The sequence below is a fragment of the Janthinobacterium saanense genome, from assembly GCF_014200675.1.
GTDB lineage: Bacteria > Pseudomonadota > Gammaproteobacteria > Burkholderiales > Burkholderiaceae_D > Janthinobacterium.
On record NZ_JACHCI010000003.1, the window covers coordinates 111,147 to 124,588 of the forward strand.

Genomic DNA, 13,442 nt, shown 5'->3' on the forward strand with positions numbered 1-13,442 from the left:
CACTGACCGCGGCTGCCTGCGAGGCAGCCGCGGTCATCCTCTTCAAGGGTCGCATAGGCCTTCATGGCGTCAGTGGCTACCGCCAGTTCGACGCCATTCTCCCGGTGTCGGCTAGCGCTATCGCGCTGCTGGCGCTGTTCGCAACACGACAGGGCAAACCGCCCGTCCTTGGCGATATCACTGCATAGTTGGTCCTGGCGCAGCCAGCCGGTCGCATGTCGCGTTCCTTCGCTTCTGCTTGCCCCAGGGTTTTGTGTTGTTCAGGTGTGCAATCGCGTAGTTGGCAGGCATAATCTTGCTACTACCGTATATTGCATGCTGACAGATAAAGAGCCCCATGGATTCCGTGATTCAAAAAGCTAACCGCATCATCATCAAAGTCGGCTCCTCGCTGGTGACCAACGATGGCCGCGGCCTCGACCATGCCGCCATCGCCCGCTGGGCGGCGCAAATTGCCGGTCTGCGCGCGCTGGGCAAGCAAGTCGTGCTGGTCAGTTCCGGCGCCATCGCCGAAGGCATGCTGCGCCTCGGTTTTGAACAGCGCCCCACCGATATCCACGAATTGCAGGCGTGCGCCGCCGTTGGCCAGATGGGCCTGGCGCAAATCTATGAAAGCAGCTTCCGCGCCCACCAGCTGGGCACGGCGCAAGTGTTGCTGACGCATGCCGACCTGGCCGACCGCGAACGCTACCTGAATGCCCGCTCGACACTGACAACCTTGCTGCGCCTGGGCGTGGTGCCGATCATCAATGAAAACGACACGGTCGTCACCGATGAAATCAAGTTTGGCGACAACGACACGCTCGGTGCTTTGGTGGCCAACCTGATCGAAGCCGATGCGCTGGTGATCCTGACCGACCAGCACGGCCTGTTCTCGGCCGATCCGCGCAAGGACCCGAACGCTTACCTGATTACGCAAGGCGTCGCCGGCGACCCGGCACTGGAAGCGATGGCCGGCGGCGCCGGCAGCAGCCTGGGACGCGGTGGCATGCTGACAAAAATTTTGGCCGCCAAGCGCGCCGCCAAGTCGGGCGCGCATACGATTATTGCCTGGGGCCGCGACAGCGACGTGCTGAGCCGCCTGGCCCAGGGTGAAGCCATCGGTACGGAATTACGCGCGCAGACGGGGCAGTTGACGGCCCGCAAGCAGTGGATGGCCGATCATTTGCATACGGCCGGCGCGGTGGTGCTCGATGCGGGCGCCGTGCAAAAGCTGCGCCAGGAAGGCAAGTCGCTGCTGCCGATCGGCGTGACAAGCGTGCAGGGCGAATTTGGCCGTGGCGCCATCATCACCTGTGTCGATGGCCAAGGTACGCCGGTGGCGCGCGGCCTGTGCAACTACACCAGCGGCGAAGCGCGTCGCATCATGCGCAAGCCTTCCGCCGAGATCGAAGCCATCCTTGGTTATATGGAAGGCCATGAGCTGATACACCGCGATAATATGGTCCTGTTGTAGACGGCAGATTGAAACGCTGCCAGCATTGCGTGCTGGCAGCGTTTTCTATATCTGGCCGTAACGGAAACCAACGCCCAGGGCGTCTGGTAGCTTCAGCCATAGCATCATCAGCAAGCCGCCATACCACAAGGCCATGATCAGATTGGCCAGTGGCGCAGGCAGCCAGCGCAGCAAAAATGTATACATCTCATTGCCTTTCTTTAAAAGTGCAGGCCGCTCAGAATGGCCAGTTTGCTGATCGCTTCGGCAATGGTCGGACTGGAAGTGAGCGCAAAACTGAGAATCACGAATTGCAGCGTCAAAAACCAGCTGGCCACGCGCCATGCCTTGTACTGGCGTAATTTTTCGGCTAGCGGCGAGTATTTCGACCACAAGTGCACCACGCCCAGGCCGGCGCCATGGAACAGGCCCCAGGCCAGGTAGCGCGGCGACAGCTCGTGCCACAGGCCCAGCACCATCATGCCGCACAGGCTGGCGGCCAGGTAGTTGTTGCTGCGCGCAAACATGGGCCGGAATACAAAGTCGCGGCACCATTCCGATACCGTGATATGCCAGCGACGCCAAAAGTCCTGCAAGCTGCGGGCAGCAAATGGGAAGTTGAAATTTTCCGGGACGCGCATGCCCAACAGCAATGCGAAGCCGATGGCGATATCGCAATAGCCAGAAAATTGCCAATACAAGTCCAGGCCATAGGCCAGCAAGCCCAGGTAAGTATCGAGCCAGACATGGGTGCTCAGGCCATGCAGACTTTGCAGTTTATTCGCCAGTAGAAAATTCGCCAGCAAGACGATCTTGCAATAGCCATACAGCATACGCTCCAGGGCGCGCGACGCCGTCTGGCTATCCCAGCGCGCGCGCAGCGCCTCCATGCGAAAGGCGTCATAACGCTGCACCGGCCCGACCAGCAGGGTGGGTGGAAACAGCAGATAGGACAGTGAACTTGCCATACGGCCCTGACGGTAAGCGCCCGTGCCGTGTTCGGCGATCAAGTGCCAGGCTTTCAAGGTCACGAAGGCAAAGCCCAGGTAGGGCAGCAGTCCCTGCCATGCCTTGGCGTATTGATATCCGGCAAACGCGATCAGCAAGCCGGCCAAGCCGATCTTCTGCACCAGTGCGTGGCGGCGCCAGCCGGGGCCGCAGATCAAGGCCAGCCAGGCAAGCAGCGCGGTCCAGACCAGCACGCTGGTCCAACTATCGTGCGCCAATAACAGGCATCCGCCCGCCGTCAGCAGCCATGGCCTCCACGTTGGCGGCAGTAGATAGTACAGCACGGTTGTGGCGATGATGAACAGCATGCCGAAATCACTTAGCCACATCATATTAGCTTATCGTCTTCTTGAGTTGTGCCAATTGCTGATACCACCATACTGAGAACTGACGCTTGCCGTCGGGACTCAAATGGCTGCCGTCGCAATACAGTGCGCCATTATCATAGGAAGGGGACGTCCAATATGCGAGCCTGGCGCCAGGCGGCAGTTCTTGTTGCAGATGTGCAAACCATGCTTGTTTGGCGTTCGTGGTCAAATGTTCGATCGTCTTGGAGCGCTGTATATCGAGTATGACTATATAGACGCCACGCCGAGCGAGCCTTTGCACGGCGGCGGTTAAGGAGGAATCCACTTGCAGACTGGTATAGGTGGTATTTAAAAGATCCATATACTTTTCAAAATCAACCTCATTGGGAGGTTTTGGCAGCTGCGCACAAGAAAGATCTTCATCTTGTTTTTGCAGCGCATCATCTACCTGATTGGTCTGGGTCAGCGAGGGGATGGCGATAGCGGCGATTTTTCTCAAACCCAGCGTGACTTCTCCGCGCAGGCGCCCCATCCTCTCATGCTGGGGATCGACCAGCAGCAGATTTTTTTCAATTATCAGGATATCCGGCGGATGTTGCTCGACCTGTACCAGGCTGGCACCAAGGAAGCTGACGCCCAGACCGGGATTGCTAAGGCGGATCCAGCGCAGATGGTATGCCGTTTGATAGGATGGCGGCGTCGCCGCCATCAATAAGGACGAGCCCATGCCCACTACGCGAATATCGCCGGGCGAGCGCGGTGCCTCCAGGACTCGCCTGGCATAGGCGGCGGCGAGGCCGGGTGGTTCCAGGCCGATGGTGTGATTCATCCATAGCAGCATTAACAAGGCTGCCACGGTTGCCAGTGCAGCACCCAGCGGCCAGACCCACAATGGTGGTGCAGGGCGCATCAATGCACCAGGCGTTTAATCAATTGTACTGACGCATCCATGCTTTCCATGCGCACCACATCGGATGGTTTTAAGCGGATATCAAACATGGTTTCCAGGCCGATCACGAAATTGATGTGCGCCAGCGAATCCCAGCCCGGGGTATTGGCGGGGCCCGAATCGCCCTTCAGTTGACCGGGCTGCAAGTTGAACAACTGCGCTGCCAGTGTATAGATCTGTTCTTGCAGATTGCCGATGGCAGGGCCGGTCTTGCTGTCCTGCGCCAATGCATTTTGCAATTGCGCCGTGATCACCTTGCCTGATGGCGTGCGCGGCAACTGGCTGCTGAAGTGTATTTTCTTCGGTAATTCATGGCTGCCCAGGTACTGGCCGCAATGGGCCAGCAATTGCGACGCATCGGTTTCGTGGCCGGGGCGCAATACCACACAGGCGACTGGAATCTCCCCCCAGATATCGTCCGGCATGCCGACCGTGGCCGCTTCCAGCACGGCAGGGTGCTGCATCAGCACGCCGTTGATGGCTTCCGGCGACAGATTATAGCCGCCGCAAATGATCAGGTCCTTGATGCGTCCCGTTATCCAGTACACGCCGTCGCTGTCGCAGATGGCCTGGTCGCCGGTATGCAACCAGCCGTCGCGCAGCGCCTTGGCAGTGGCGGCAGGGTCGTCCAGGTAGCCAGACATCAAATTGCTGCCTTGCACACACAATTCGCCCGGCTCGTTGCCACCGGCCAGGCTGCCGTCCTCACGCAGGATCTTTGCGACCATGTCGCGTGGCATGCCGATACTGCCGATTTTGTGGCTAGCCGCATCGGGGCCAGCATAAAAGCCGCAGGTACCGGTTTCGCTCAAGCCATAGGTATTGACGACGGGCACGCTAAAACGTGTACTGAAGCCGCTCCAGACGGCGCTGCTCAAGGGCGCACTGCATGAAATGGCAAAGCGGAAACTGTCGCTGGCAAAATTTTCCGCCAGGTGGCCGCCGTATTGCTGGATCAGCGCCAGGGTGGTCGGCGCCACGATCAGGTGGCTGACCCGTTCACGGTATAGCGCGATCAGGATGTTTTCGATGGCGACGATGCTGAACGGCGCTGGGCGCACCAGCGTCAGACCACGCCGATAACAGAGCAGCAAGCCTTGCACCAGGCCGTCGGCATGCGACAGCGGCATCAGATTCATGAGGCGCGCATCGTCTTGCAACTGATATTGCGTGGCGATGGTATCGAGGTGGCTCAGGAGTGCCGGCCAGCGCATCTGCACACCTTTTGGACGCGCCGTGCTGCCGGAAGTAAACACCACATAGGCGATGCCATCTTCGCGCAATGGCGGCAGTGATGGCGCTTTTTGCCCCGACAGCAAGCCTGGCCAATTGTCCAGGTCGACCGCTGCGCGGCGTCCCAGCAGCTTGTTCAGCAGCATGCCTTTGGCGGCGGCGGGCTGGACCCGCAATTGCTGTGCCGGCAAGCTCAGCCCTTGCGCCAGCCAGTGGTCTATCGTATCGCCATCGGCGATCACGCCGTCGGCGCCGCTGTGTTCCAGGATATCGCGTACTTGCTGCGCCGGCGTGCCCGGATCGAGCAGCATCGGCACCGCGCCGGCGCGCATGCAGCCCAATAGCAGCGGGGCGTAAGGATGGTCGTCGCGCACCATGAACAAGATGCGCTTGCCAGCCAGCTGGCGTTGCAGCAGTTGGGCGGCGACTTGCAGTATGGCTTCTTCCAGTTCGGCATAGGACAGGTTTTTAGGGCCGATAAGAAATTGTGCGGCGCTGGGACGGGCTTGAAACATGATGTCTCTCTATTGTTCTGGTTTTTTATTGGGGAATCGACTGCGCCAATGCCTGGCGGTCCAGTTTTCCTGCGGCGGTATAGGGCAGTGCGCTCAGCTGGCGTAGTTCGCGCGGCAAATAATGTCCGGCCAGCTGGCGACGGCAAAAGGCGGCAAAATCGCTGGCAAAGTCAGACAAATTATTTCCGTCTTGTACTACCAGCAAGCCGACCAGGCCTTGCGGTCCTTGCGCGACGGCGGCTTCACGTACTTGCGGATGGCTGGCCATGATACGTTCCAGGTGGGAGGGATGGACGATCTCGCCGAATTCATTCTTCAACTGATCGTCTCGCCGCCCCAGCAGCTTGATGCGACCATTTCCGTCGTGGCTGGCAATATCGCCGGTGTACAGCCAGCCGCCGCGCTTGGCGGCTGCGCTGTGTGCCCGATTATTCCAATAGCCGCGCATCAGCTGGTTGCTATGTACGCGCAATTCGCCGGCCACGCCCGCTGCGACGGGAACGCCGTGCTCATCGCAGATTTGCAGCACCGCGCCGACCGGGCGTCCCAGTGCTGGCGCCTGTAGCGCAGCGTTGTCATGTTCGAAGACCAGGCACAGGCCGCCGGTTTCCGTCAAACCGTAATAATCGATGATCGCCACTTGCATGCGCTCGGCCAGCGCCGCGTATAGTGCCGATTGCAGCGGGGCGCCGGTGGACAGGATTTGCCGCAAGCTCGCCGGATGCCGTGTCAGGTGCGGCGGCAGCAAGTCCAGCATGGACAGCCAGGCCGGACCGGTCGCCAGCAAGGTGACGCCGTGTTCGGCCACCGCCTGCAAGGTCTTGCCGACATTCAGGCGTACGGCATCGTCCGGAATATAGACCGTGGCGCCAGCGAACAGCGCCGCCACGGCCGGATTGCGCAAGCCGCTCATGGTGTGATGGTCGCCCAGCGACAACAAGACATCCTTATCATGCCAGCCGAATTCGGTGGCCGCCAGTTGGCCGCTTTGCAATAGCGCGCGCTGGTCCAGCACCACGCCCTTGGGCAGGCCGGTGCTGCCGGAAGTAAACAGGATCACCGCTGCATCGTCTGGCGCCACGCTAGTTGTCGCGGTGGCTGGCAAGTCCATCCATGTTTCCAGCAAGTCGGCCAGTACCGGCCAGCCGTCTTCAGCCGGGGCCGCTTCGTCGCCGGCGTCGTCGAGCACCAGCACCGGACAGGCCGCCACGCTGGCGGCGGCGACACGCGGCCGGTCCAGCACCAGCAATGTGGGCGAAATATGCTGCAGCAGGGTTTCCAGGCTGGCGCCGGCATCGGCCAGCTCCTTGCGCAGCGGCACCAGTACGCTGCCGTTGCGCCATACTGCCCAGCTCAGCAACATGGCTTCAGGATGGGGCGCACACAACATTGCGACCCTGTCGCCCGGTTTCACGCCGCTGGCGATCAAACCGCGCTGCAAGGCGCCGACCAGCAGTTCCACCTCGTTCCAGCCGAAGGCGCTGCCATCAGCGCCTGACAACAGCAGCGGCCGTTCGCAATACAGTGCTGGCAGCAATTGCCACAGGTATTCAAAGGTTTCCTCGCTCGGCAGCGGGCGCACGATCTGGTCGGCATAATACGATTGCAGCCGTATCATGGCGTCGCTGAGCGGCGCCAGTTGCAGCAATTCCTGGCCGACCAGCTGTGCCGCTTCGTGTGCCACCGTGTCAAATGGCAAGTCTAGTTGCCGCGCTGTTTCCTCCAGGGTGCGTAATTGCCCCAACTGGAATAACAACTGTAATTGCAGTGCATTGAGCGCTACCGGCCCCAGTTGCGCCAGCCGCTCGGCATAACAGGGGTGGCGCAGCAGTAATTCTTCCATCAGGCCGCCCAGCGCCGAGGCGTCGGGCGTAGCGCTGCCGGCCAGGCTGTCGATGCGCAGCAAGGCATTGCTTGCCGCACGCGATTGCGGCAGGCAGATATCGAGGTTGGCGCTGCGCAGCGGCGCGCCTTGCCATGCCGGCGGCAGCAGCGCCACCACGCCGTTGTAATGGGGCGTATCCGGATCGGCGTCCAGGGTCCCCTCGGCATTGAATAGCTGCACTTCGGCCATCACCATCACCTTGCGGTCGCGGCGCGCCTGCGCCCGTTCGAAACGTTGCTGATAAGCGCGGCCATGCACGATGGCGCCGCCGCGCTCGAAGAACGGCTGCGGCTGGCTATTGGCCATATGTACATGGGGAAACACGATCACCGCATCGCCACGCGCCACGCGCAAGACGTCGCCGGCAAAGCTCAGCGGTGCGTAGCGGTGCAGGGAATCGAGACCATGTATCAGATGAAACTGTTGATCGAGGAAAGGCAGGCCGGCGCCCGCTGCGGCAAACACGATGTCGTGATTGGGGGCGCGCCGCGCGGCCGGCAGCCAATGCGCATAACCGGCATAGCCGAGCACATCGAAGTTGCCTTCCCAGATGGAGATGACATGTTGTTCGGGAAACGCTGCCGCCAGCATTTCGCCGCTCCAGCCAGTGCGGCCCCATGTATCGAGTATCACGTCGCCCGCTTGCAACTGGCCGCGTACCAGGTCGAGCAGTGCATAAAAAGCGCGGGTCGATTCATTAAATGGCTGAAATGCCGCATAGCGGTCGGGAATGCGCCGGATATGGCGGTGATGGACAAAGGAAATGTAATCGGGCGATGGACTCAATTGCTGGTCCAGCGTGGCCAATTTCTGCGTCAGGTCGGCACTCTCGGCCGGCGTGGCTTCAGTGAACAGCGCAAAACCTTGCACTACGGGTATTTGTACCGCGCATAGCGGGCATTCGAGCCAGCCATGCATCAAGCGTTTGCTGTTGTCGGATTGCCCATGCGGCTGCATGGCAATACGACAAGCGGGACAGGCGAGCAGGTCCAGTGTTTTTTTCTGCATATTTTTAAAAGACTGTTTTGCCGGATCGGCGTTGTTACGCATTGCAGTTAATGATTTCCTACCGCTGTGCGCAGAAACGTGATCACAGGCAAGTCCGTTGACCCATATTACAAAAGCTTACATGGGCTACGTTAATATACATTCACTTCTTGAAATATCAGTTTATTCTCTTGCTTTATTTGCTTAGCCTCATTTATACCACGGCCGGCATCGGCGATTTGTCCTTGTAATCGCACAGGTCGGCAATCATGCAGTTCCAGCATTGGGGCTTGCGGGCGATGCAGGTGTAGCGGCCATGCAAGATCAGCCAGTGGTGGGCGTCGAGCAGAAATTCCCTGGGGACGAACTTGAGCAGTTTCTGCTCGACGATATCGACATTCTTGCCTGGCGCGATGCCGGTGCGGTTCGAGACGCGGAAGATGTGCGTGTCGACCGCCATGGTCAGCTCGCCAAAGGCCGTGTTCATCACCACGTTGGCTGTCTTGCGGCCTACGCCCGGCAAGGCTTCCAGCGAGGCGCGGTCGCGCGGCACTTCGCCGCCATGCTGGTCGAGCAGGATCTGGCAGGTGGCGATGACGTTTTTCGCCTTGGTGCGGAACAGGCCGATGGTGCGGATGTATTGCGTCAATTCATCGACGCCCAGCGCCAGTATGCTCGCTGGCGTATTGGCCACCGGATACAGCACGCGCGTGGCCTTGTTGACGGACACGTCGGTCGCCTGCGCCGACAGCAGCACGGCGATCAGCAATTCGAAGGGCGTGGTGTATTCGAGCTCGGTCTTGGGCGAAGGATTGGCAGCGCGGAAGCGCTTGAAGATTTCCAGTCGTTTGGCGGCGTTCATGCGTCTTTTTTCGGTACGGTGGATACGTCAGGGGCTGGCGGTGGGTTGGTGCCGGCGGCTGCGGCCGCCTTGGCGCGCGCACGCTCCATGGCGGCGGCGATGATGGCGCGTTTGCGTTCTTTTTCAGCGGTTTCTTCGGGCGTGACGGTTACTTCCTGTGTCACTTCCTGCATCTTGGCGACGGCCTTGGCGGCCAGGCGCGCGTCGTTTTCCGCTACTTCACGGCGCAAGCGCTGCGTGCGCAAGTCGTGGCGCGCACGCGCATCGTCGGCTTCAGCCTGGCTCCAGGCGTCCCAGCCGGTGGCCTCGCCGCTGACCGGGTACATGACGATACAATCGACGGGGCAGGGCGCCACGCACAGGTCGCAGCCCGTGCATAGCGCGCTTACCACCGTATGCATCTGCTTGGCCGCGCCGACGATGGCGTCGACGGGGCAAGCCTGGATGCACAGGGTGCAGCCGATGCACAACGATTCATCGATGTAGGCCAGCGAGCGCGGGCGCTCATAACCATGGACAGGATTGAGGGGAATGACTTTTTTGCCCAGCAGACTGGCCAGACGGACCACGCCCTGTGCGCCGCCGGGCGGACACTGGTTGATCTCGGCGCTGCCTTCGGCGATCGCATCGGCATACGGGCGGCACCCGCTGTAACCGCATTTGGTGCATTGCGTTTGCGGCAGCAAGTCTTCAATCTGGTCGGCAAGTGATGGGGGAACTGGGTGCGGCACGGTCTTCTTCAATATGCTAAAACGCCATTATCGGCCATTCGGGCCATATACAAGTAAACACAAGTAAAAAACCTGTTGCAGGCAAGGATATACGCCGCCTGCGTTCGCCACACAATTCTCACCAACTGTTGCGCGTTGCCAAAACGAAATAACCTAATACGAAAGCATTCGTTCTTGTTTGTTTGTCCATCCTTTAGTCTGCATGCATTGTCTTGTTGACTATTAAAAAGGATGTTCGTATGCAAGTATTGTCTGATTCCGTGCATCCCTCCGCACCACGCCTGCGGCGGCTGGCGCAGGCGGTGTCAGTCGCCGTGTTGTTGCTGACGCAGCCTGGTATTGCTCTTGCTCAAGTCTCTGCCGAGGCCGCCGCCAACCCGCTCGATGCCGTGATCGTCACCGGCGCGCGCGGTTCGGGCCGTACGGTCGACAACAGTGCCGCGCCCATCGATGTGATCAGCGCGCAGCAACTGGTGGCGACCGGCAAGCTCAATTTACTCGATGCGCTGGACTCGGCCTTGCCTTCGTTTAATTTGCCGGCCAGGGTGCAGCCCGACCTGGGCAGCATCGTGCGCGCCGGCCAGCTGCGCAACCTCGACCCTTCACACACGCTGGTGCTGGTCAACGGCAAGCGCCGGCATACGACGGCCATCGTCAATGAAGATGGTTTTCCGGGTTCGGTGGCCACCGACCTGGCCTTGATACCCACGGGCGCCATAGCGCGGGTGGAAATCTTGCGCGATGGCGCGTCGGCTATTTACGGCTCCGATGCGATTGCCGGCGTGATCAACATCATCCTGAAATCTGATGACAGCTTCACTGCCAGCACGCAAGCGGGCTCCACCTCTGCAGGCGATGGCGCCAACGGCTATGTGCGTCTCGACGGCGGCACGCGTTTGGGCGAGCGGGGTTTTGCCCACTTTGGCGCCGAATACCAGCGGCAAGGCATTGCCGTGCGCAATTTCGCCCTGAACCCTGGCTATCTGTCGTACCCGGCCGTGCGCAATAGCGACGGGCAATTGGTGCGCCTGGGACCGAACAACAGCTTGCCGGCCGGCGCCTCGCCGAACCCGGCCGAAGCGAACCGCAACAGCAATCCGTGGCGTAATACGGGCGTGCCGCAAAGCAGCACCGCCTCGCTCAGCGCCAACCTCGGGTATGACGTGTCGGATGACGTGCAAGTCTATGGTTTTGGCACCTATGCCCACCGCAACGCCCGCTCGGCGCAGAATTTCCGCCTGCCTAACACCATTTTCAATAACAACCGCGGCTTGCTGTCCGTTTATCCGGACGGTTTTACGCCCTATGAAACCACCAGCGAAGACGATTTTTCGCTGACGGGCGGCGTCAAGGGCGAAGCGGCGGGCTGGGCCTGGGATTTCAGCACCACCTATGGCCGCGACGATATCGATGTCGGGGTGGAGAGTTCGGCCAATTACTCGCTGGCCTATCCGGGCGGGCAGACCAGTTTTTATATCGGCAACCAGCGCTACAGCCGCTCGACCAGCAATGTCGATCTGCGCCGCCCGGTGGCCCTGGGCCTGGCCGAGCCTGCCGACCTGAGCATCGGCCTGGAATACTCGCATGAAACGCAGCAGCGCAGTCCCGGCGAACCGGCGTCCTACCAGGGCAGCGGCTCCTCGGCGCTGGCCGGTTATCTGCCCGTTGATGCATCGGACACGGCGCGCCACAGCTACGCCGCCTACATCGGCCTGGGGACGAAGATCACGCCGCAGTTGCTGGTCGATACGGCCTTGCGTGCGGAAAAATATTCGGACTTCGGCAGCAAGAGCACGGGCCGCTTGTCGGCGCGCTATGACATAGCTGCCACGTTTGCCGTACGCGGCACGCTCAGCAATGGTTTCCATGCGCCCAGCCTGGTCACGCAATCGTATTCGAATACCTCGGACCATGCAGGCGTGCCCTATACCCTGGCGCAACCGAGTTCGGCGGCTGCCAAGGCGCTGGGAGCACAGCCTTTAAAACCGGAAAAGTCGACCAATTTTTCGGCTGGCCTGACCTTCAACCCTTCATCGACCCTGCGCTTTGCCGTCGATGCTTACCAGATCAAGGTCAGCGATCGCCTGGGCGTATCGTCGAATATCGGTATCGACCGCAGTTCGGGTCTGGCGCTCGATGGCAGCGGCCGGCCGCTGACGGCGGCGCAAGCGGCCACCATTGAAAACCTGCTGCGTTCGGCGGGCTTGACGGTGGGCAATGGCCTGGTGGCGCATTACTTCAGCAACGTGGGCGATACGCGCACGCGCGGCATCGATCTGACGGCGGAAGATGTGCTGCGCCTGGCCGATGGCAAGCTGCGCTGGACGGCGGCGGCCAATGTCAATCACACCAGCCTGGTGGGCAAGGCGGACTTGCCAGCTGTGCTGCAAGGCTTGCCCAATATCGGCACGCTCAGCAAATCGGCCGAATACGACTTGCTGTACCGCGCACCACGCGACAAGGAAATCGTCACCCTGGCCTATGAAAAGGCAGGCTGGACTTTCAATCTGCGCGAAACGCGCTACGGCAAGCTGAAACGCCTGAACGCCATCACGGGCGACGACTATCAGCTGAAAGCGGCATTCGTGACGGACTTGAGCCTGGGCTACGACATCAGCAAGCGCATCAACGTGACTGTGGGCGCCAACAACGTCTTCAACCAGAAGCCGAGCCAGGTGCCGCGTGAAGCGCGCAGCGCCTCGAATCTGGCGCAATACACAGGCGCCTACGACAACTCGGGACCCTTGGGTGTGCTGGGTAGTTACTACTACGCCCGCGCCACCGTCCGTTTCTAATTTATTCCTCCATTACCTATCATCAAGAACAGGAAATCCCATGTCTGACCATACTGAACACGCCGCCATCGACCTGGAATGGGCCAATCTCTTATCGCCGCAACGCCGCACCGTCTTGCGCGGCGGCGGCCTGGTGGCGGCGCTGGCCGCTTCCGGCCTGGCGGGCACGGCGCTGGCGCAAGAGGCCAAGCCGGCGCGCGTGAAACCGGCGCCCGGTAAAAGCCCCTGGGGTGAACATACGGATACGGCGCCCACGCCGCGCCCTGTCAGCGTGCGCCCTGGCGAAGAAACCTTGCCGTCGAAACCGCGCGCCTACACCGATATCGAGAGCTATCACGCGCATATCTATTTTGACGAAGACAGTTACCAGAAGGCAGCGCTGATAAGGAAATGGGCAGCCGAGCGTTTCTCGGTCGAGCTGGGCGACTGGAATCTGGAGCCGCGCGGCCCGCACGTGACGCCCTCGTTCTACTTCGGATTTACGAATGACTTGTTGCCCGTGATCGTGCCGTGGCTGCAATTGAATAGCCTGGGATTGACCATATTGATCCATCCGAATACCGATGATCCGCGCGCCGATCACCTGTATTACGCGCTGTGGGTGAACCGTTCGCAACCGGTGAATGGCTACGCGATGAAGAAGCCGGGGCCGGGCGAACCGCGGGTCGAGCAGATCTACGTCAATACGCACCCGACGGTGAAAATCGAAACGGCACGCGCCTGAGGTGGAGATA

General features: G+C 60.6%; 10 protein-coding genes. 3 read left to right on the top strand and 7 right to left on the bottom strand.

Annotated features, from left to right (window positions below; translation table 11 throughout):
- Nucleotides 1-337 precede the first annotated feature (337 nt).
- Nucleotides 338-1,456: a glutamate 5-kinase gene (proB, locus tag HDE72_RS05695; protein ID WP_183737827.1), complete on the top strand. Its 1,119-nt coding sequence runs from the start codon at nucleotides 338-340 to the stop codon at nucleotides 1,454-1,456.
- A 45-nt stretch (nucleotides 1,457-1,501) separates the two neighbouring features.
- Here the strand turns inward: proB and HDE72_RS05700 are convergent, their stop codons facing one another.
- The 7 genes from HDE72_RS05700 to rsxB all read right to left on the bottom strand — a co-directional run bounded on the left by HDE72_RS05700 (nucleotide 1,502) and on the right by rsxB (nucleotide 9,913).
- The gene (locus HDE72_RS05700) at nucleotides 1,502-1,642 is read right to left on the bottom strand and encodes a hypothetical protein (RefSeq protein WP_183737829.1); all 141 of its coding nucleotides are present in this window, start codon (nucleotides 1,640-1,642) and stop codon (nucleotides 1,502-1,504) included.
- 14 nt (nucleotides 1,643-1,656) lie between these two features.
- The gene (locus tag HDE72_RS05705; RefSeq protein WP_183737831.1) at nucleotides 1,657-2,775 is read right to left on the bottom strand and encodes an MBOAT family O-acyltransferase; all 1,119 of its coding nucleotides are present in this window, start codon (nucleotides 2,773-2,775) and stop codon (nucleotides 1,657-1,659) included.
- 1 nt (nucleotide 2,776) lies between these two features.
- A complete protein-coding gene (locus HDE72_RS05710; RefSeq protein WP_183737833.1) occupies nucleotides 2,777-3,661 on the bottom strand; it encodes a hypothetical protein in 885 nt (294 codons plus the stop codon).
- The gene (locus HDE72_RS05715) at nucleotides 3,661-5,448 is read right to left on the bottom strand and encodes an AMP-binding protein (protein WP_183737835.1); all 1,788 of its coding nucleotides are present in this window, start codon (nucleotides 5,446-5,448) and stop codon (nucleotides 3,661-3,663) included. Before HDE72_RS05715 ends, HDE72_RS05710 begins: the two co-directional genes overlap by 1 nt.
- 25 nt (nucleotides 5,449-5,473) lie before the next feature.
- On the bottom strand, nucleotides 5,474-8,341 hold the full coding sequence (locus HDE72_RS05720; RefSeq protein ID WP_183737837.1) for a class I adenylate-forming enzyme family protein: 2,868 nt from the start codon (nucleotides 8,339-8,341) through the stop codon (nucleotides 5,474-5,476).
- Nucleotides 8,342-8,534: 193 nt separating this feature from the next.
- On the bottom strand, nucleotides 8,535-9,182 hold the full coding sequence (nth, locus tag HDE72_RS05725; RefSeq protein WP_183737839.1) for an endonuclease III: 648 nt from the start codon (nucleotides 9,180-9,182) through the stop codon (nucleotides 8,535-8,537).
- The gene (rsxB, locus tag HDE72_RS05730; RefSeq protein ID WP_311735206.1) at nucleotides 9,179-9,913 is read right to left on the bottom strand and encodes an electron transport complex subunit RsxB; all 735 of its coding nucleotides are present in this window, start codon (nucleotides 9,911-9,913) and stop codon (nucleotides 9,179-9,181) included. Before rsxB ends, nth begins: the two co-directional genes overlap by 4 nt.
- Before the next feature lie 239 nt (nucleotides 9,914-10,152).
- On the opposite strand from rsxB, the gene HDE72_RS05735 reads away from it, so the two are divergent.
- Both HDE72_RS05735 and HDE72_RS05740 read left to right on the top strand, forming a co-directional pair.
- On the top strand, nucleotides 10,153-12,708 hold the full coding sequence (locus tag HDE72_RS05735) for a TonB-dependent receptor plug domain-containing protein (RefSeq protein ID WP_183737843.1): 2,556 nt from the start codon (nucleotides 10,153-10,155) through the stop codon (nucleotides 12,706-12,708).
- A gap of 40 nt (nucleotides 12,709-12,748) precedes the next feature.
- Nucleotides 12,749-13,432: a DOPA 4,5-dioxygenase family protein gene (locus HDE72_RS05740; RefSeq protein WP_183737845.1), complete on the top strand. Its 684-nt coding sequence runs from the start codon at nucleotides 12,749-12,751 to the stop codon at nucleotides 13,430-13,432.
- Nucleotides 13,433-13,442 lie beyond the last annotated feature (10 nt).